This window comes from Geoglobus acetivorans (assembly GCF_039641995.1).
Lineage (GTDB): Archaea > Halobacteriota > Archaeoglobi > Archaeoglobales > Archaeoglobaceae > Geoglobus > Geoglobus acetivorans.
In genome coordinates, this window is sequence record NZ_CP087714.1 from 420,084 (window position 1) to 438,733 (window position 18,650).

Annotated in this window: 23 protein-coding genes; 14 read left to right on the forward strand and 9 right to left on the reverse strand. The window is 47.4% G+C overall.

Features of this window, described 5'->3' with window-relative positions; genetic code table 11:
• Nucleotides 1–3: 3 nt before the first annotated feature.
• Both LPQ35_RS02415 and LPQ35_RS02420 read right to left on the reverse strand, forming a co-directional pair.
• A complete protein-coding gene (locus LPQ35_RS02415) occupies nucleotides 4–507 on the reverse strand; it encodes an OB-fold domain-containing protein (protein WP_193806218.1) in 504 nt (167 codons plus the stop codon).
• A gap of 6 nt (nucleotides 508–513) precedes the next feature.
• The gene (locus tag LPQ35_RS02420; protein ID WP_193806217.1) at nucleotides 514–1,698 is read right to left on the reverse strand and encodes a thiolase domain-containing protein; all 1,185 of its coding nucleotides are present in this window, start codon (nucleotides 1,696–1,698) and stop codon (nucleotides 514–516) included.
• A gap of 241 nt (nucleotides 1,699–1,939) precedes the next feature.
• On the opposite strand from LPQ35_RS02420, the gene LPQ35_RS02425 reads away from it, so the two are divergent.
• Nucleotides 1,940–3,112 (forward strand): acyl-CoA dehydrogenase family protein, encoded by a 1,173-nt coding sequence (locus LPQ35_RS02425; protein ID WP_193806216.1) that lies wholly within the window; start codon nucleotides 1,940–1,942, stop codon nucleotides 3,110–3,112.
• Here the strand turns inward: LPQ35_RS02425 and LPQ35_RS02430 are convergent.
• Nucleotides 3,099–3,590, reverse strand: a complete 492-nt coding sequence (locus LPQ35_RS02430) for an HIT domain-containing protein (RefSeq protein WP_193806215.1) — start codon at nucleotides 3,588–3,590, stop codon at nucleotides 3,099–3,101. The genes LPQ35_RS02425 and LPQ35_RS02430 overlap by 14 nt on opposite strands.
• Nucleotides 3,591–3,784: 194 nt before the next feature.
• On the opposite strand from LPQ35_RS02430, the gene LPQ35_RS02435 reads away from it, so the two are divergent.
• Nucleotides 3,785–3,991 (forward strand): histone, encoded by a 207-nt coding sequence (locus LPQ35_RS02435; RefSeq protein ID WP_048092641.1) that lies wholly within the window; start codon nucleotides 3,785–3,787, stop codon nucleotides 3,989–3,991.
• Between the two features lie 18 nt (nucleotides 3,992–4,009).
• Here LPQ35_RS02435 and LPQ35_RS02440 read toward each other — a convergent pair whose 3' ends face one another.
• A complete protein-coding gene (locus LPQ35_RS02440) occupies nucleotides 4,010–4,495 on the reverse strand; it encodes a hypothetical protein (protein WP_193806214.1) in 486 nt (161 codons plus the stop codon).
• A gap of 267 nt (nucleotides 4,496–4,762) precedes the next feature.
• On the opposite strand from LPQ35_RS02440, the gene LPQ35_RS02445 reads away from it, so the two are divergent.
• Nucleotides 4,763–6,076 (forward strand): AMP-binding protein, encoded by a 1,314-nt coding sequence (locus LPQ35_RS02445; RefSeq protein WP_193806212.1) that lies wholly within the window; start codon nucleotides 4,763–4,765, stop codon nucleotides 6,074–6,076.
• 5 nt (nucleotides 6,077–6,081) lie between these two features.
• On the opposite strand, the gene LPQ35_RS02450 is transcribed toward LPQ35_RS02445, so the two are convergent.
• The gene (locus tag LPQ35_RS02450; RefSeq protein WP_193806210.1) at nucleotides 6,082–6,816 is read right to left on the reverse strand and encodes an FKBP-type peptidyl-prolyl cis-trans isomerase; all 735 of its coding nucleotides are present in this window, start codon (nucleotides 6,814–6,816) and stop codon (nucleotides 6,082–6,084) included.
• 80 nt (nucleotides 6,817–6,896) lie between these two features.
• Here LPQ35_RS02450 and cyaB point away from each other — a divergent pair, with 80 nt between their 5' ends.
• From cyaB to speD, 3 genes are all read left to right on the forward strand, one after another.
• Nucleotides 6,897–7,424 carry a class IV adenylate cyclase gene (gene cyaB / locus LPQ35_RS02455; protein WP_193806208.1) on the forward strand — a complete coding sequence of 176 codons (528 nt, stop codon included), beginning with the start codon at nucleotides 6,897–6,899 and terminating at the stop codon, nucleotides 7,422–7,424.
• A complete protein-coding gene (locus LPQ35_RS02460; RefSeq protein ID WP_193806207.1) occupies nucleotides 7,405–9,399 on the forward strand; it encodes a DNA topoisomerase I in 1,995 nt (664 codons plus the stop codon). The genes cyaB and LPQ35_RS02460 overlap by 20 nt, the downstream gene beginning before the upstream one ends.
• Before the next feature lie 80 nt (nucleotides 9,400–9,479).
• On the forward strand, nucleotides 9,480–9,875 hold the full coding sequence (gene speD, locus LPQ35_RS02465; protein ID WP_193806702.1) for an adenosylmethionine decarboxylase: 396 nt from the start codon (nucleotides 9,480–9,482) through the stop codon (nucleotides 9,873–9,875).
• Nucleotides 9,876–9,950: 75 nt separating this feature from the next.
• On the opposite strand, the gene ribA is transcribed toward speD, so the two are convergent.
• Both ribA and LPQ35_RS02475 read right to left on the reverse strand, forming a co-directional pair.
• Complete coding sequence (gene ribA, locus LPQ35_RS02470; protein ID WP_346297672.1) at nucleotides 9,951–11,063, reverse strand: GTP cyclohydrolase II; 1,113 nt, start codon at nucleotides 11,061–11,063, stop codon at nucleotides 9,951–9,953.
• A 43-nt stretch (nucleotides 11,064–11,106) separates the two neighbouring features.
• Nucleotides 11,107–11,301 (reverse strand): TFIIB-type zinc ribbon-containing protein, encoded by a 195-nt coding sequence (locus LPQ35_RS02475; protein WP_193806205.1) that lies wholly within the window; start codon nucleotides 11,299–11,301, stop codon nucleotides 11,107–11,109.
• Nucleotides 11,302–11,425: 124 nt separating this feature from the next.
• Here LPQ35_RS02475 and LPQ35_RS02480 point away from each other — a divergent pair, with 124 nt between their 5' ends.
• Genes LPQ35_RS02480 through LPQ35_RS02490 form a run of 3 tightly spaced genes read left to right on the forward strand, consistent with a single transcriptional unit; the run spans nucleotide 11,426 to nucleotide 13,660 of the window.
• On the forward strand, nucleotides 11,426–12,235 hold the full coding sequence (locus tag LPQ35_RS02480) for a basic amino acid ABC transporter substrate-binding protein (RefSeq protein ID WP_346297716.1): 810 nt from the start codon (nucleotides 11,426–11,428) through the stop codon (nucleotides 12,233–12,235).
• Nucleotides 12,236–12,273: 38 nt separating this feature from the next.
• A complete protein-coding gene (locus LPQ35_RS02485) occupies nucleotides 12,274–12,951 on the forward strand; it encodes an ABC transporter permease subunit (protein WP_193806203.1) in 678 nt (225 codons plus the stop codon).
• Complete coding sequence (locus tag LPQ35_RS02490; RefSeq protein ID WP_428832251.1) at nucleotides 12,935–13,660, forward strand: amino acid ABC transporter ATP-binding protein; 726 nt, start codon at nucleotides 12,935–12,937, stop codon at nucleotides 13,658–13,660. Before LPQ35_RS02485 ends, LPQ35_RS02490 begins: the two co-directional genes overlap by 17 nt.
• On the opposite strand, the gene LPQ35_RS02495 is transcribed toward LPQ35_RS02490, so the two are convergent.
• Both LPQ35_RS02495 and mfnA read right to left on the reverse strand, forming a co-directional pair.
• Complete coding sequence (locus tag LPQ35_RS02495) at nucleotides 13,644–14,243, reverse strand: NAD(P)H-dependent oxidoreductase (protein WP_193806202.1); 600 nt, start codon at nucleotides 14,241–14,243, stop codon at nucleotides 13,644–13,646. The two genes, LPQ35_RS02490 and LPQ35_RS02495, sit on opposite strands and share 17 nt — an antisense overlap.
• A gap of 38 nt (nucleotides 14,244–14,281) precedes the next feature.
• Complete coding sequence (gene mfnA / locus LPQ35_RS02500) at nucleotides 14,282–15,400, reverse strand: tyrosine decarboxylase MfnA (RefSeq protein ID WP_193806200.1); 1,119 nt, start codon at nucleotides 15,398–15,400, stop codon at nucleotides 14,282–14,284.
• Nucleotides 15,401–15,447: 47 nt separating this feature from the next.
• On the opposite strand from mfnA, the gene mobA reads away from it, so the two are divergent.
• From mobA to LPQ35_RS02525, 5 genes are read left to right on the forward strand one after another with little or no spacing between them, the layout of a single operon-like run.
• On the forward strand, nucleotides 15,448–16,065 hold the full coding sequence (gene mobA, locus LPQ35_RS02505) for an NTP transferase domain-containing protein (protein ID WP_193806198.1): 618 nt from the start codon (nucleotides 15,448–15,450) through the stop codon (nucleotides 16,063–16,065).
• Nucleotides 16,026–16,910 (forward strand): GTP 3',8-cyclase MoaA, encoded by an 885-nt coding sequence (moaA, locus tag LPQ35_RS02510; protein WP_193806196.1) that lies wholly within the window; start codon nucleotides 16,026–16,028, stop codon nucleotides 16,908–16,910. The genes mobA and moaA overlap by 40 nt, the downstream gene beginning before the upstream one ends.
• 1 nt (nucleotide 16,911) lies before the next feature.
• Nucleotides 16,912–17,070 (forward strand): hypothetical protein, encoded by a 159-nt coding sequence (locus tag LPQ35_RS02515; RefSeq protein WP_193806727.1) that lies wholly within the window; start codon nucleotides 16,912–16,914, stop codon nucleotides 17,068–17,070.
• Nucleotides 17,060–18,106 carry a histidinol-phosphate transaminase gene (hisC, locus tag LPQ35_RS02520; RefSeq protein ID WP_193806195.1) on the forward strand — a complete coding sequence of 349 codons (1,047 nt, stop codon included), beginning with the start codon at nucleotides 17,060–17,062 and terminating at the stop codon, nucleotides 18,104–18,106. Before LPQ35_RS02515 ends, hisC begins: the two co-directional genes overlap by 11 nt.
• Complete coding sequence (locus LPQ35_RS02525) at nucleotides 18,094–18,624, forward strand: AAA family ATPase (protein WP_193806194.1); 531 nt, start codon at nucleotides 18,094–18,096, stop codon at nucleotides 18,622–18,624. The genes hisC and LPQ35_RS02525 overlap by 13 nt, the downstream gene beginning before the upstream one ends.
• Nucleotides 18,625–18,650 lie beyond the last annotated feature (26 nt).

An 18,650-nucleotide genomic window follows, 5' to 3' on the forward strand; every position in this document is an offset into this window, starting at 1 on the left:
CTATCACCCCTCAACAGGAACGATTTCGTACATCAGGTAGCCTTCCTTTCTTTTAGCGATTTCGATTTTTACCCTCTGGCCGGGTCTGACCTTCTGGGGGTCTCCTCTGAGCCATGCAGTAATCCTGACACCGTCGTCGAGTTTTGCAATCGCAACCGTGTATGGCTCGTAGGCTGAGAAGCTTGGGGGCCTGACGAATATGACTGTCAGGGTTTCAAGCACACCCTCTTTCTTCAGCTCGAACCACTCCATGTCGCTGTCCATGCATGTTGGACAGTCTTTTTGCGGAGGGAAGAACAGCTCTCCGCACTTCTTGCACTTGGTGGCGAGAAGCTTGCCATCTCTCAATCCTTCAAAGAATTCCTGAATGTTTTCGATTGATATTATGTACTTCAGGTGGAGTTCTCTCATGTCGACCCACTGAAGGGCCCCGCTTTTCTCATCTATTGCTACCGGAAATCCGTATTCCTTAATATTTGTTTCAGCAGCTTTTCTCAAATCTTCCATACCTCATCACCTCGGCTTTTCAAGCCCGTATATCGTAACATAGCTGTAATGACCTGTTCCACCAACATTGTGAGCGAGATATCTTCCGTTCTTCACGTCAACCTGTCTGCCGTTCTCCGCCTTGCTGAGAAGCTGTTTCCATGCCTCAACTGCCTGACTAACACCAGTAGCACCAATCGGGTGACCCTTGGCCTTCAGACCGCCGTCAACGTTGACCGGTATTCTTCCACCTATGTATGTCTGCTCCTCTCTCACAAGCTGCACACCCTCTCCTCTCTTGGCGAATCTCAGATCCTCATAAGCGATAACCTCGGCTGCTGTGAAGCAGTCATGGACGTCTGCTCCATCAATGTACTTGTATGGGGCATCTATATCTATCCCCGCCTTCTTGTAGGCGACCTCAGCAGCATATGATGCTGACTTCAGGGAAGTGAAGCTCTCTCTTCTGCTGAGGTTGGCTGTTCCGGTGCCAACACCCTGGCTGTGTATCCAGATCTTTTCCTCGATGCCCCACTCCTTTACCTTTTCCTCACTTGCAAGAATTACGGCTGCTGAACCATCTGTTATCGGAGAGCAGTCAAATAGCTTGAATGGCCAGGCCACGTACGGGGCGTTGAGTGCCTGTTCAAGCTTTATTTCTCTCTGGAACTGGGCGTAGGGGTTTTTGGCTCCGTAGTGGTGGTTCTTCACAGCCACCTTTGCGAAATCTTCTTCGGTTGCCCCATACTTTGCCATGTATGCTGTTGCGTGAATTGCATAGTATCCGGGGAACGTGAGGCCGAGATTTTCAAACTCCCAGAAATAGCTCCCGAATCTTCCGATCAGCTCTATGACTGTTGGGTTTGGAGACTCCTGCATCTTCTCAACGCCGAGAATAAGCACAACGTCTGCCTCGCCGCTTTCGATTGCTGTGTATCCAACCCTGATTGCGGCATTTCCTGTGGCGCATGCAGCCTCAACCCTCATGCTCCCAACATTCTCAAATTTACCGTATTCGTACATCAGGGCAGGTACTGCTGCTTCGCTGCTCCACATGCCGGCATTGCCCACAACCATAAAATCGATGTCCTTCTGTTCCACGTTTGCTGTCTGCATTGCCTGTTTAATGGCTTCCCATGCAAGTTCTGGCATGTTAACGTCTTTTCTTGTGCCGAACTTTGTCTGTCCGGCGCCAATAATTGCAACTGCCATAGTTATTTGTAACATTAGTTCATTATATAAGCCTTTTGACGCTGTCCGGGCTTTTTCACCTCGAAAAAAATGGAAAACGTTTTATTTTGGCCAAATCTGTCATGAATTTTAAGATTTTTTCAAATTTTCTTTTAAATATTTTACTATGTTTTGACGGAGCCGTTAAACAAATTATCCAACCGAAAAAAATTATATACTCCGAAATACACTAAATCTTCACGTTTGATTGTGAGGTGGTGTTATGGCGATAAGCTTTCAGTTTACGGAGGAACAGGAGGATATAAGGAGGGCTGCAAGGGAATTTGCTGAAAAGGAATTCACACCGGAGCTTGCGATAGAGTGTGACAGAGAAGAGAAGTTTCCGAAGGAGCTTTTCAAAAAGTGTGCAAAGCTCGGGTTCCATGCAGTGTCAATTCCTGAGGAGTACGGCGGCGGTGGCTACGGGCCAATTGAGCAGATGATTGTGATGGAAGAGTTCTCGGCTGTCAACCCCGGCCTCGGCCTTGCGTGCCTCCTCCCAACGTTTGGAGTTGAGATTCTCCTTCTGCACGGCAGTGAGGAGCAGAAAGAGCAGTACGTTACGAAGGTCGCCAGGGGCGATGCAATAATGGGCATGGCAAACACGGAACCTGATGCGGGCAGCGATTCAGCGAGCATCAAGACAAGGGCTGTTAAGGACGGCAATGAGTGGGTGCTAAATGGCACAAAGCAGTTTATATCCAATGGTTCGATAGCAGACTTCATCCTTGTAACTGCAAGAACAAGCGAGCTGGAAAGCTTTGAGACGAGACACAGGGGAATAAGCTACTTTATCGTTGAGACTGACAGGGAGGGCTATAAAGCGGACAAGATAAAGGGCAAGATGGGTATAAGAGCCACAGACACAGCAGAAGTGAGCCTGAGCAACGTCAGAGTGCCGTCAGACAACCTCGTCGGTGAGGAGGGCAAGGGCTTTTACTACATGATGGAGTTCTTCGACATCAGCAGAGTCTGGGTGGCTGCTCAGGCAGTTGGAATTGCGAGGGGCGCATTGAAGCTTGTCATCGATTACGTAAAGCAGAGGAAGGCATTTGGAGTGCCTCTGGCAGCCTTCCAGTACATTCAGTTCAAGATTGCCGAGCTTGCGACCAAAATCGAGGCGGCAAGAACCCTCACATACAGAGCAGCAGCGCTTCAGGTTGAGCAGGGTAAGCCAGACAACACCCTTTCAGCCATGGCGAAATGGTATGCTGGAGAGGTTGCTGTCGAAACGGCCAACTGGGCGCTGCAGTTCCATGGAGGCTACGGCTACATCGATGAGTATCCGGTGAATCAGTTCTACAGGGATGCCAAGATTACTGAAATATATGAGGGAGCTAAAGAAGTCGAGAAACTCATAATTGCAAGGAATCTGTTCGGATTCAAAGGTCGCTGATTTTCTCAAAACCCTTTTTTAATTTTTTGTAGGTTTCCTCAACAGCCTCCGGTATCACCCGCACATCTGCAAGCACAGGCATGAAGTTGGTGTCACCGTTCCATCTCGGCACGATGTGCAGATGGATATGCTCTTCTATTCCGGCTCCAGCCACTTTGCCCATGTTTATTCCGATATTAAAGCCATCAGGAGACATGACTTCTTTTATAACTCTGATACAGGTCTGAGCGAGCACCATCATATCTGATAGCTCCTCCTGACTCAGGTCTTCAAGATCGCCAACATGTCTGAAGGGAGCCACCATCACATGTCCCGGGTTGTAGGGATAGTTGTTCATTATGACAAAATTTTTCTCTCCCCTGAATACAATCAACCTATCCTCATCCCTGTTTTCTCTTGGAAAATCACAGAAAATACAGCCTTCGTATTTTGGAGCCTGGATGTATCTTATTCTCCACGGAGCAAACAGCCTATCCATACTGCCAGTAATGTTGTCCTGAGTATAAAGTTTGCTGATTTTCCCCAATGGAGCGTTGAAGGAATATCGAATTAGTGATGTGATTGATTACATCTTTCGTTGGTTGAACTGGGTTCAATCCCCTCCCTAAACAACCCAAAAATTTATATAATGGAATTACTTAATTTATACTCGAAAAAAGCTAAGGAGGTGTTTTGATGGAACTGCCACTTGCTCCAGTTGAGAGGATTATTAGGCAGGCTGGTGCGCAGAGAGTTAGTGAGGATGCAAAGAAAGCACTGGCGGAGGCAATAGAGGACTACGCTCTTCAGGTTGCTAAGAAGGCTGTAGAACTTGCCAAGCATTCTGGCAGGAAGACAGTCAAGATCGAGGATATCAAGCTCGCAACAAGCCAGCTCTGATTCTCTCTATTTTTTACTTCATGCTTTTGACATCAGGTCTTCTATCAGTTTTATGTGCATCTCTTCCCACTGTATGAGCTTTCTGAGCGTATCTTTCACGAACTCTACGGTCTCCTCTCCGAGTTCCTGCGATATCTGGGAGAAGTCCTGATCAAGCAGGTTTCGGTAGTAGTTTCTTGCCCACCTCTCCCATTTGAGTATCTCGTTTAACTGCTGGGTTGTAAAATCTTCCGTAAAATCGAACTTTTTTACTCCGATCGTTCTGATGGAATATTCCTTGAAATCTTCAATGCTGAAGCTCAATCTCTCGATTACATTTTCAATCATCATCTTGTGGATCTCGTTGTCTTTTATCAGGTTGAAAAATGGCTTGGATATGTTCTCGTCCCCCAGCTGAAGCATGGTCTCGGAAATGGCCTCGCATTCCGTGTGTTCTGCCACATATGCCCTTGCGAGCAATCTTGCAAGAATCTTGCTGTTCATATTGATGACTAACTGGGTCATCCAACAGTAATTTTGACAAATTCAATATAAATTATTTTTGGAATATGAACCTGCAATACGTGTCTCAATTTCGCAATCTTACTGGCGATATCATTCTTTTTTATGAAACTCAATTCCATTGGTCGCGCAGCACTAACGGAAATACTGGTTTTGGTGAACTGGTGGTAATGTGGGCCTCTACTCAACCAGATGGTGGAGTGTCCCTCGGAATCACTCACTTTGACCTTTGATAAATTTTTTAAAACCTCATGCACCGATGTCCAAAGTATGCCATTTGGTAGCTATTGGCAACGTGAGGAAATTATGCCCCTGAATCAGCTTGAGGAGCTTCGGGTGAAAAGGCTGAGATGGGTTGTCAGGCGGGCTTACGATAATGTTCCCTTTTACAGGAAAAAGATGAGAGAAATGGGCATCACTCCTCATGACATCAGGAGGATAGATGATGTGGTTAAGCTCCCTTTCACGACGAAAGATGATTTGAGGGCGAATTATCCATTTGGCCTGGTGGCCGTCGATAAGTCCGAGCTTGTTCGAATTCACATGTCTTCGGGCACCTCGGGGAAGCCCAAAGTTGTTGCCTACACTGAGAGGGACCTTGAAAACTGGATAAACATGGTTGCCAGATGTCTTTACATGATTGGGGTGAGGAAGGAAGATGTGTTCCAGAATCTTGTCAGCTACACATTATTTACTGGAGGACTGGGTTTTCACTACGCCGCCGAAAGAATCGGAGCAATGGTGGTTCCTACAGGCACCGGCAACACTGAGAAACAGCTTCAGTACATGGTGGATTTCGGCACCACGGCCATCCATGCGACCCCGAGCTATGCCCTCAGAATAAAGGAGGTTGCGGAGGAAAAGGGCATAGACACTCAGAACCTCCCCCTTCGTATCGGATGTTTTGGGGCAGAGCCCTGGAGCGATAATACGAGGAAGAGGCTTGAAGAAGCGTTTGATTTGAAGGCCTTCGACAGTTATGGCTTAAGTGAGATGAATGGCCCGGGGGTTGCCTTCGAGTGCGAGGAGCAGAATGGACTGCACATCTGGCATGATCACTACCTGGTTGAAATTGTTGATCCTGAAACGGGAGAACAGCTCGGAGAAGGTGAGAAGGGTGAGCTTGTTTTAACTCCGCTGACGAAGGAAGCAATGCCTCTGCTGAGGTACAGGACGGGAGATATCACCTACCTGATGGGGTTTGACAGGTGTTCTTGCGGCAGAACTCATCCCAAGATTCACAGGATAATTGGCAGAGCGGATGACATGATTGTGGTGAGGGGGATAAACGTCTATCCGAGCCAGATAGAACATGTTCTGATGAATCTGCCTGAGGTTGGAGATCATTTTCAGGTTGTGATAACAAGAAATGGCAGCCTTGATGAAATTACTGTCAGAGTGGAGATGAGAGATGAAATCTTTACTGGTGAGCTGAGGGACTTCAGCAGGATCAGGAATAACGTCATGCGGGCATTGCAGAAGGAACTCAACATAAGGGTGAACGTTGACCTTGTTGAGAAGGGCACCCTCGAAAGATTTGAAGGAAAAGCAAAAAGGGTTCTTGATTTGAGAAAAGAATTGTAGGGTTTTTACTCTTCTTTCTCTTCTCCTTCGGCTTCAGATTTCTCTTCTGTTTCTGCGCTACCCTGTTTATCCTTCTCCTCTTCCGGTTTTTCAAAGACCTCCATGAACACGACTTCCTTAACACCCTCTATGTGCTTGAAGATCTGGTCCACAACCGTGTATTTGCCCAGCAGGAAGTACTGGTTGAATGAGGCGTCTTTGGGAACCTCGACAATAACCTTTCCATCCTCAATTTTTGGCTCAAGCTCTCTTCCGGTGTAGATCAGGAAAAGGTACTTTATCTTTTCTTCAGGCTTTTCTATAATCTCTTCAATTTCGTATTCGAATATGATTTTCTTTCCTGCGAGCGGATGATTGAAATCGACAATGGCTCTCCTTCCAATGACCTTCTCGACGGTACCAACCTTTTCTCCAACCTGGACTCTCTGGCCCGGAACAGGCCTTTCCTTGAATTTCGTTATTGAAATCACTTCCTTGTTATCCGGGTTGTATTCCCCGAATGCTTTTTCCGGAGGAACCTCCACGCTTCCCTTGTAGCCTGCCTCCTTTCCTTCAAGGTCCTCATCGAGACCCCTGAGCACATGCCCCTCTCCAACCACAACAACAATGCTGCCGTATCTTGCTCCCTCTTCATAGACTCCGTGCTCTTTCGCCACGCTTTCATCTGTGGAGTCTATCACGGTTCCATCCTCAAGCTTTGCGGTATAGCTTACCCTGACAAAGTCTCCCTTTTTGATCATCGTTACCACCTGAGACCCACTCAAATACTGGATTTAAAAAAGTATGGTTAAGGTTATAAGTTTGCCATCAAACGGGCGTTATGGAAGTTGAGATTAAATTCAGAATCCCGGATCCCGAAAAAATCGAGAGGGTTTTGAGGGACAGGGCTGAGTTTGTAATAGAAAAGATTGAGCACGATTATTATTTCAATCACCCATGCAGGGATTTTCGCGAAACTGATGAGGCTCTCAGAGTCAGGAAGGATGTTGAGGGTGTAACGCTGACCTACAAGGGCAAAAAAATTGACAGTGAGACGAAAACGAGGGAGGAGTTTAAGGTGAAGCTGGATAACTTCGAAGCAGCAAGGAAAATACTTGAAAAACTGGGTTTCAGAAAGGCAGGTGAAGTGGTAAAGAGAAGGAAAATCTACCGGGATGGGGACGTTATAATCTGTCTCGACCATCTTGATGGTATCGGGAGCTTTGTTGAGCTTGAGATTGAGAGCGACGATGTCGAGGAGGCAAAAAGGAGGGTTTTCAGATATGCCGAAATGCTTGGGCTTGGTGGAGAGAAAAGCATAAGAAAGTCATACCTTGAGATGGTTCTGGATGTGGCTGATAGTAACTGAGAAGGACAACACCGCCAGAAGGATAGCCGGAATTCTCTTCGGCAGGGTTAAGGTAAGGAAGATAGACGGAGTTAACGTCTATTTCTCACAGGATGAAAAAAATGCGGTTGTTGGGTTGAAGGGGCACATAGTTGAGCTTGATTATCCAAAGGAATACAACAACTGGAGCAAGGTCCCGTTAAAATCGTTGCTTAAGGCAGATCTGGTAAAAAAGGTGAAGGCGAGAAATATTGCGAAAGCCCTGTCTCAGCTTGCACAGAAAGCAGAAAGGGTCACCATCGCAACGGATTACGACAGGGAAGGTGAGCTGATTGGAGTCGAGGCTCTGGAGATAATAAAGAAAGCAAATCCGTCAGTTAAAGCCGATAGAGCGAAATACTCTGCCATCACCCCCCAGGAGATAAAGAAGGCGTTTTCCAGCACGACAAAGATAAACTTCAATCTTGCCAAGGCGGCAGAGACGAGACAGATTGTGGATCTTATGTGGGGTGCGCTGCTCACGAGACTGCTTTCCCTTTCATCCGGAAGGCTTGGTAAGGATTTTCTGAGCGTTGGAAGGGTGCAGTCTCCAACACTCAGGTTTATAGTCGAAAGGGAGAGGGAGATCCAGCAATTTAAGCCAACTCCATACTGGGAAATTTTTGCAGAGTTCGAAAACGGGGAAAAGTTTTCTGCTAAACACGTTAAAAGATTTCTGAAGAAAGAAGAAGCAGAAGAGGCTTTTTCGAGGATTGGTGATAGAGCCGTCGTAAAGAAGTACGTCGAAAAGGATGTTTCTGAAAGGAGGCCGATACCGTTCAACACAACCGAGTTTCTGAGAGAAGCGGGCAAGTTCATGGCTCCTGACAAGGCAATGAGCATAGCTGAAAACCTTTACATGAACGGTTACATATCCTACCCCAGAACGGACAATACTGTCTACCCACCATCACTAAATCTGAAAGCGATCGTGAGCAAATTCTTAAATTCTGAATTTAAGGCTGAGGCGGAAATCGCTTTATCGCACATGAAACCGTCAAGAGGTAAGAAAGAAACCAAGGATCATCCTCCAATTCATCCTGTCGAGGTGGCGAGCAGAAAAGACCTTTCCAAAGATGAGTGGAGAATTTACGAGCTTGTTGTGAGGAGGTTTCTTGCCACCTTAGCTCCTGATGCGGTATGGGCTGTGAGGCAGGCGGAAATCGACGCCAGTGGCGAGATTTTCAAGGCAACCGGCAAACAGCTTGTAAATCCAGGGTGGAGGGCAATATATGTTTACTACAAAGCTGAGGAGAGCTTTTTGCCCGGATTGCACGAGGGTCAGACCCTGAAGGTGCTTTCAAAGAAAATCGAGGAAAAGAAGACAAAACCGCCCGGCAGATACACAATGAGCTCGATTATAAAGCTCATGGAAAAGTACAATCTCGGGACAAAATCCACAAGGCACGAAATTTTGAGAAAGCTCTATTCAAGAGGGTATATCAGGGGCAACCCTCTGAAACCGACTGAAGTAGCTTTTGCTGTCATCGATGCACTCAAAAAGGAGGCCGAGGTTATAACTCTACCCGATATGACCGCAAAGCTTGAGGAGGATATGGACAGGATTGAAGAGGGGAAGCAGGATCAGAAGGCCGTTGTCAATGAGAGCGCAAAGTTCCTCGAAGAAGTCCTGGAAAATGTCAATGAAGAGGAGCTTGGGAAGACTATACGTGAGGGTGTTAGAAAGGACAGGGTTGTCGGAAAATGCCCTGAGTGCGGTAATGACCTTGAGATAAGGAAGGCGAGAGGTAGGTTCATTGGATGCACGTCCTACCCAGAATGCAGGTTCACCCTGCCTTTACCGCAGAAAGGAAGGCTGGAGGTTACTGCCAGAAAATGCGATAAGCATGACATGTCCATTCTCAGGATCAGACCTTCGAAGGGCAAATCATGGACGTTCTGCCCCTATTGCAGTTATATCGAATGGAAGGGTAGAGATGGCCAGAGTCAGGGGTAATGATGGTGTTTTCATCGACCCCTCAGGAGAGGAATAGATTTTAAAATCCGAACGAGAAACTCAAAGCGATGACTCCCGTCGTGGGAACAGAGGGGACACACATCATAGTGGAGGCTTCAGGGTGCAGTCCGGACGTTCTCTCGGATCCAAAGAAGATAGAGAGGATTTTCAAGGATGCTGCAAAGCACGCAAAAATGACTGTGAAGGCATCACATTTTTTCAAGTTCATGCCTGCAGGCGTGTCAGGGGCGGTTATAATTGCCGAATCCCACATCTCTATTCATACCTGGCCTGAGCTCGGGTATGCGGCTATAGACGTCTACACATGTGGTGAATCCAATCCTGAGGAGGCTGTCGACTTCATTCTCGAAAGGATAGGGGCAAAGCATGCCCACGTTTCCGAGGTCAGGAGGGGTATCAGGGAGGAAGAAGGCACCTACACGCACACGATTCTTACATGGGAAGAGGAGTTCTGAGGAATTGTTTATCTTTCCGAAAGCACCCGATGGCAGAAAAGAATAGGTATGGGTATGTAACTGTGACAGGTGTGATCAATCATTTATGCAGATCATGTGCCCCATCTTTTCCTTCTTGGTTTTCAGGTAAACGTAGTTCTCTTCATGCGGTTCAATCTCTATAGGCTCTCTCACGACCTCAAATCCGTAGGCCTTAAGCTCCTCTATTTTTTCCGGATTGTTGGTCATGAGTCTCACTTTTTTCACTCCGAGGTCAAGCAAGATCTGCGCTGCTATCCCGTAACTTCTCATGTCTGATGGGAATCCAAGCTCGAGGTTTGCCTCGACCGTATCCTTACCCTCTTCTTGAAGCCTGTATGCCATCAGCTTGTTCAGCAGGCCAATTCCTCTGCCCTCATGCCCTCTCATGTATATCAGAACACCTCTGTTTTCGAAATCAATCTTTTTCAGTGCCTTTTCAAGCTGTTCTCCACAATCGCACCTCAGGGAGTGGAAAATGTCGCCGGTGAGACACTCAGAGTGAATTCTGACAGGGACCTCTCTGAGCTCCTCCCCTCTCACGAGCGCCACGATTTCTCCGAGGGGCGTCTCATACCCCACCGCTCTGAATGTGCCGTAAAATTTGGTTGGAAGTGTTGCCTCAACAACCCGTCTGACGAGTTTTTCGCCCTTCAGTCTTTTATCGATTATTTCCTGTATTGATGTAAACTCGAAACCTTTCTCGTCGGCAAAGTTTTTAGCAAAGTCTGGGTCTGCATAGCCACCATTTTCGTCCATGAGGTAGCCATACACCGCCGTTAGCTTCAGATTTTTCAGTCTTGAAACGTCAATGCTGGCTTCGCCAAAAAAGGGTCTTTCGAGGACCCCGTTCTCCTTAACTTCTTCAACGAAAATATTCCCAGGATAGACTATTTCATCCTGCTTTACGTTACCTTCTGCAAGTTTTCGGATGAATTCGGCTTTTTTCCCCGCCTCCCCGTTGTCTCTGTAATCCACGGGTATGTACCTTCCGTTATAGAATCTGTACCTGTTAAGTCCGAGAGAAACGATATTTTTCCAGGGCATTGCGAGAATTATCCTGTCACAGTTTTTCATGAGGAGATTTATTGATCGTGGGTCGACAAATTCTGCAGGAAAACTTACAATAGCCTTTTTCCCGTCATGAATTACAGTGCCAATGCTGTCCATGTTCAGCGGGGGCACTCTGGGTATATAATTTTTGAGAAGTTTCTCATTTGCTTTCATCATGTTCTTTCTTCATTTCCTCCATTTTGAGCATCTCTTCATATTCTCCTTCGGTCATTTCCATTACGTAGCTACCTATGTATCCGCAATTCTTGCAGTAGTACTTTCCAGAAACTCCACCTGTGTCAAGCTCCACGTCCGTGGAGTTGCACACCGGACAGACTAAAACCTTCCTTGTCATGCTGAAACCTTTGGCGTCGAGTCTATAAATAGATATTCTTTCTTCACCTTGCAGTTCGTGAGATTTTTCAGGAAAAATTATAAACTTCCGCTGCAAGGCTCACACGGGTGGTAGCTTGAGGAAGGTGCTTATCGTATTGCTGATTTTGGGAGTTATGCTCGCTGGTTGCGCACAGCAGGAGGAGAAGGTTGCAACGCCAACGCCCGCGCCTGAAAAAGCAGCCAAGCAGAAGGTTGAGTTGAATCTCGTGAACCCGGGGAAGCTGGCTGTTGGTAGCGACGTTGCATACCCTCCATTCGAATACACCAACCAGACGACGGGCAAGTACGAGGGCTTTGATATGGATCTGGCAAAGGAAATTGCGAAGAGGCTTGGGCTTGAGCTGGAGGTCGTGAACACTGCATGGGACGGAATAATACCCGGACTGCTGGCCCACAAGTATGACGTGATAATGTCTGCAATGACGATCACCGAGGAGAGGGCCAAGCAGGTGTCGTTCAGCGATCCATACTTCGAGGCGAAGCAGGTCATACTCGCCAAGAAAGGCTCCGGAATTAGGGGTGTCAGCGATCTGGCAGGCAAGAAGGTTGGAGTGCAGCTTGGCACGACAGGGGACTTTGCCGCCCAGAAGCTCATCGAGAACGGAATAAAGTTCGAGTTGATCAAGTTTGAGGACACACCCTCAGCCTTAATGGCCATCGAGAAAGGAGACATAGACGCGGCAATAATTGACAATTTCGTCGCCTACCTCGCGCAGAAGAACAACCCTGACGTATTCGAGATCATAGAGGACAAGACTTTTGAGCCCGAGTACTATGGAATTGCCGTGAACAAGGACAATCCAGCTCTCCTCGAGGCCATAAACAAGGTCTTGAAGGAGATGAAGGAGGACGGAACCTACGACAAGATCTACAGGAAGTGGTTTGGAGAGTAAAAGGGTAAGGTTTAAAATCTCCCAATTTTTTTGTGCCCATGGTAGGGATAAACCAGTTCGATCCCGAGCTGTTCATGAACATCCTCCCCGACCTCGCCTTCGGGGCATTCATGACTCTCAAGCTCACCACGGTCTCAACGTTCTTCGGCCTGATAATTGGGTCCATTGCGGGCCTGGCGAGGGTGTCCCACAATCCCGTTTTCCACTACCTCTCAACGTTTTACGTGGAGGTCATCAGGGGCACCCCCCTCCTCGTTCAGATCCTCATCGTCTACTTCGGCCTTCCGGCTATAGGGGTAAACCTTTCCCCTGAACCTGCGGGCATAATAGCGCTCAGCATAAACAGCGGGGCATACATCGCCGAGATAGTGAGGGCAGGAATAGAATCAGTTCCTCACGGTCAGATGGAGGCTGCGAGATCCCTCGGCATGACGTACCTTCAGGCCATGAGGTACGTGATCTTCCCGCAGGCATTCAGGAACATAATGCCCGCTCTGGGCAATGAATTCATAGCTCTGCTCAAGGACTCCTCGCTTCTGTCGGTCATATCCATAGTCGAGCTCACCAGAGTGGGCAGGCAGATCGTCTCAACGACATTCAACGCGTGGACACCATTCATTGGCGTTGCACTGTTCTACCTGTTGATGACAATTCCGCTGAGCAGGCTGGTCAACTACTACCAAAGGAGGATTGGTAAGTATGCTGTTAAGGGTTGAGAACCTTCACAAAAAATTTGGAGACCTCCACGTGCTGAAAGGAGTAAACCTCAAGGTGGAGAAAGGAGAGGTAGTGGTCTTAATCGGCCCGTCTGGCAGCGGGAAAAGCACCCTGCTGAGGTGCATAAATCGGCTGGAGGAGCCAACCTCGGGCAGAATCTTTCTGGACGATGAGGAGATAACTTCAGATAGGGTGGACATAAACAGGATAAGACAGAGGATAGGGATGGTCTTTCAGCAGTTCAACCTCTTTCCACATCTCACTGCCATAGAGAACATAACCCTCGCTCCAATAAAAGTGAAGAGGATGGACAAGGAAGAGGCGTACCGAATCGGCATGAGGCTTCTGGAGAAAGTTGGATTAAGAGATAAGGCCAACTACTACCCCCACCAGCTCTCGGGAGGTCAGCAGCAGAGGGTTGCGATTGCAAGGGCTCTGGCAATGAACCCCGAGGTGATGCTTTTTGATGAGGTCACCTCAGCCCTCGATCCTGAACTTGTGAAGGAGGTGCTCGAGGTCATGAGGGAGCTTGCGAGGGAGGGCATGACAATGCTGGTTGTGACGCACGAGATGGGCTTCGCGAGGGAGGTTGGTGACAGAGTGATCTTCATGGATCACGGAGTAATAGTGGAGGAGGGGGCTCCGGAGGAGATATTTTCAAACCCGAGGGAGGAGAGAACGAGGCGCTTTCTCAGAATGATTCTCTGAGCTTTCCTGCCCTCTCAACCCATTCCGCGAACCTGTTCACAGTCATTTCGAGGCTTCTAATTCCCTCCTCATCGCTCCTCACACCCTCGAGTGTGTCCCTGCTCCAGAACGCTGCGCCGAGATTCGCTCCAAAGTTCCCTCCGCTGACAGGGATCATGCGATTCATTATGAAGAACGCGTTTATCTCGAGCAGGGTCAGGTCCTGACCTCCATTCCTGTCCCCCCCAACCGCAATCCCCATCCCCGGCTTTCCTGCAAGTGCTTTCGGGTTTCTGAACAGCAGCGCTCTCGTCCTCTCCATCATAGCCTTCAGGTGAGCAGACACTCCACCGTTGTGCACCGGGGTGGCGAGGATCACACCCTTCGAAGCCTCGAGTAGCTCGTAGAGCTCCGCCATGTCATCCTCATGCACGCACCTCTTCGATTTTCTGCAAAAATCGCAGTGCCTGCAGAACTCTATCTTACTGTCATGGGCTGAGAATAGAGTGGTCTCGACCCCGCGCTTCTCGAGCATCTTCAACGCGAGCGAGAGGACATGGTGTGTTGTTTTCTTCCTGGGACTTCCACATATTCCCAGTATCATTGCCTTACTTTTCCCGGCTTCTTAGTTAAATCTTTGGATTAACTGAGGTATCCGAGCCTGATGAGCATCTGTCTGAAATCTGAAATGAATTCCTTTATCATCTCTTCATTTACATGTGGCATTATGACCATCCTGATAGCTTCAGGCTCCCTGATGGTGGATATCACCCATCTTCTCCTGTACAGCTCGTCCTTCAGCCTGCTGGCATCACGTGCGTGGAATGAAACGACGTTCATAACCGGCTCGACCACAGGCTCAAATCCGAGGGTTTTCATTTCCTCTACGAGCGTTCTGGTGTTTCTGAGACACTCCCTCACGATCCCTTTCATCCCATCGTATCCAAGATGTTTCAGCACCGCGTAGGTTGAGGCGACACCTGTTCCGGGTCGCGTTCCTGTTAGGGTGTACTGGAATCTGGTTGTGAGGTAGGGCGTTTCAACTTCGAGGGCCTTGAGGAAGGTCTCGTCTCTGAAAAGTATTCCCCCAGCGGGAATCGTGGCCATGCCCATTTTGTGGGGATCGACGGTTATCGAGCTTACAGCTCTTACTTCGAAATCAAACGGGACTTTCTCATCCAGAAATGGTAGAACGAGTCCGCCAAAAGCTGCATCGATGTGCAGAAAAACATTCTGGTCTTCCGCAATTTTTCCCAGCTCTTTAATATCGTCCACCTGCCCAAGCTCTGTGGTTCCGGCTATGCCCACGAGCGCCACGGTATTGTCGTCCACGAGCTTTTCAACTTCCGACACATCCACGCAGTAGTTTTCGTCCAGTTTTGCTCTCCTTATCTCCACTCCGAGGATGTCGCCTATTTTTTCGAATGAAAAGTGGGCAGATTTTGGGATGACTATGTTTGGTTTATCCACTTTTTTCAGGTTTCTTGCAGCTCTGATTCCCTGAATGTTCGCTTCAGTCCCTCCGGATGATATGTATCCGGCAGCATTTTTGTTGCCCAGCAGTCTGCCGAGCATTGAGATGACCTTTTTTTCAAGCTCCATGGTTCCGACGAATATTCCCGGGTCTCCGAGGTTTGTTTCAATAAATAAACTGTGAGCTTCAGCTGCAACAGGATGCGGGACAGTACACATTGAGCTGAGAACTCTCGAGTAGGGAATATCCCTGCCTCTGACAGCTTTGAGTTCCTCAATCACATCCATGTCAGGCGTTTGGGAACAACTATTTAAATAACTAATCCATTTCTGATGTGAATGTTGCAATTCTCGTCGGGGGGAGGGGGAGGAGGCTTGGCGGTGCTGAAAAGTCTCAGATAAGAATTTGCGGAAAAAAGATTATTGAAAGGCTTATCGAGGAATTTGCCGAATTTGAAACCGTTATTGTTTGCAGAGATGAAGGTCAAAAGCGGCTTTTTGAGGGACATCGCTGTGTTGTAGATTCTGTGAGGAATTTTGGCCCTCTTGCAGGGATACATTCGGCTTTGAGCTACTTCAGTAGCAGGACAGCTGTTGTTGCGTGCGACATGCCCTTTGTTAAGGCAAAAGTTTTGGAAAAACTGTATGCTGAGGCTGAAAAATGTGATGCGGATGCGCTGCTACCGGTATGGAGTGACGGAAGACTTGAGCCTTTGCTGGCAGTTTATTCTCCGAAAATTCTTCTCGAAATTGAGAGAAGCTTCGAAAAAAACGAGAGGAAGATACTCGCTCCAGTGTTCCGGAGCAATAATGTTGCTCTTTATGACATTGAATGTTTACGAAAAATTGATAAAAATCTGTTATCTTTCTTTAATGTAAATACCCGTGAAGACGTGGAGCGAGCTGAAAAACTATGCTTGTCGATAGATTTGGGAGGAAAATCACAAATCTGAGGATTTCTGTAACATCAAGGTGCAACCTGAACTGTTTTTACTGTCACAGGGAAGGCTATCTTAGTGGAGATGAGCTTTCTCCAGATGAGATAGCTGAAATTGCAGAAGCTTTCAGAGAACTGGGGGTCAGGAAAGTCAAGATCACAGGGGGAGAACCCCTCGTGAGGAAGGATATCGTAGAAATCGTGGAAAAGCTCCCGAAATTTGATGAAATCTCGATGACAACCAACGGACAGCTTTTGAGCAGGTATGCGTGTGATTTGAAACGTGCCGGACTGGACAGAGTCAACGTGAGTCTTGACACCCTTGATGCGAAAAAGTATCGGGCAATGACGAGGGGTGGGAAGATTGAAAGGGTCATCGAGGGGATAGAGGCAGCAATTAACGCTGGTTTGACTCCCGTAAAGCTCAACATGGTTCTGATTTCTGGACTGAACCTTGATGAAATTGATGAAATGATCAAATTCGCCAGAAAGTTCAGAGGAAAACTTATTCTGCAGTTCATAGAACTTGTCAATCTTAATTACAATGGCGAAGGATATTTTGACGTCTTCCGGCTTAAAGAAAGGTTCGAAAGCAGTGCGAGGGAGATTAGAATCAGAGGTATGCAGAAAAGAAGACAGTACATTTTCGAGGATTATGCTGTTGAACTTGTAAAGCCTGTTGATAATTCGGAGTTCTGTCATTCCTGCAACAGAATAAGGGTTACAGCAGATGGAAAAATAAAACCATGTCTTATGAGAAACGACAATCTTGTTGATGTTCGTGGCTTAAGCGGAGAAAGATTATTAAATGTTATAAGAGAGGCGATACTGTTGAGAGAGCCTTATTACAGGGGTGATTGATTTGGTCGAGATAAAAATAGACGGAAAGGTGATTCCCGTAAACCGCTACGTGAAAGACGTCTTTCTGAAGGTCATCGCTGCCCTCGTGTCAACCCTGAAGGGTGTGCCGGAAGACTGGTCAGAGATTGAAATAAAAATAAGCAGAGAAGATGAGGAGTGATATAGACAGGATACCGGAATATGTTCCTGGGAAGAGCATCGAAGAAATCAAGAAAAAATACGGGCTGAAGAGAATAATCAAGCTTGCTTCCAACGAGAATCCTTATGGCTTTTCTCCAAAGGTGGCGGAGATTCTGAAGAATCAATATCGCCTCAACGTCTATCCGCCTTCTGATCCTGGTGAACTCAGGGAGAGAATTGCAGACTATATCGGATATGAGCCAGAGATGATTGCACTATCAGCAGGAATGGATGGAGTCCTTGAGTCAGTTTTCAAGATGCTCATAGATCCCGGAGATGCTGTTTGCTATGCTCCTCCAACCTTTCCGTATTACTCCATTCTCTCCAGGATTTACAGAGCGAATGAGGTCTGGCTGAAAAGAAATTCGAATTACAGAATGGCAGAATACGTGAAAGGAGCGAAACTCACAATCATCTGCACACCGAACAATCCCACAGGCAACTCTGAAGATTTTGACTTTGTCAGAGAAGTGGTCGAGTCGGTAAGAGGGTATGTATTTATTGATGAGGCCTATGCTGAGTTTGCGGAAAGGGATATGCTGAAGCTTGCGGAATATGAGAACGTGATCATAGGTAGAACGTTTTCAAAGGCCTTTGGGCTGGCGAACCTCAGAATTGGCTACGGGATTATGCACCCGTCGCTTAGAAAGGCGTTCATGAGGGTCAATCCACCTTTTTCTCTTTCATCCGTTGCAATATCTGCCGCACTTGCGGCTCTTGAGGACATCGATTGGATGAAGGAAACGGTGAGAAAGATCGTTTATGGCAGAGGATGGCTTCATTCCGAGCTTGAAAAAATCGCAAAGCCTGTGAAGTCTGATGCCAACTTCATCTTTTTCGAGACTGAAATCACTTCCAGGGACCTAGCGGAGAGACTTGAAAGGAGGGGTGTGATTATCAGGTCTCTCAGAAATTTTGATGGCGCAGGCGAAAATGCGGTCAGGGTGAGTGTTGGGACTGAGGAACAGAACAAAATCTTTATCGACACGCTGAGGGAGGTACTGTGTTCGCGATAACCGGCACCCCTGGGGTTGGAAAAACCACCGTTTCGGAGATACTCAGGAGAAAAGGTTACAGAGTTATTCATATCAATGAGGTGGCTGAATACTACGGTTGCCTATCCAGAGAAGGAGATGAACTCGTTGTCGACCTCGACTGCCTTGACGGGAGGTTCGATCCGTACGAATGGGAGTGTGATTTTGTGGAGGGGCATCTCAGCCATCATATTGCGGACAGATGTGCCGTCCTGCGGTGTCACCCTGCTGAGCTTTTAGAAAGGATGAAGGGCAAGGGCTGGGACGAGGATAAGATTCTGGAGAATCTTGAAGCGGAAATAGTGGATTTCATCCTTGTAGAATCACTCGAGATGTGTGCAGAAGTGCACGAAATTGATACAACAGGTAAGACACCGCATGAAGTTGCCAGAATAGTGGAAAGCATATATCTAAGGCAGACCGCTTCTCCACCCGGAAATGTGGACTGGATATCTGAAATTGGAGGGGAAATTGACAGATTTATCAGAAAGAGGTTATAGCTTATTGGTACCTCTTAATCCAGCTT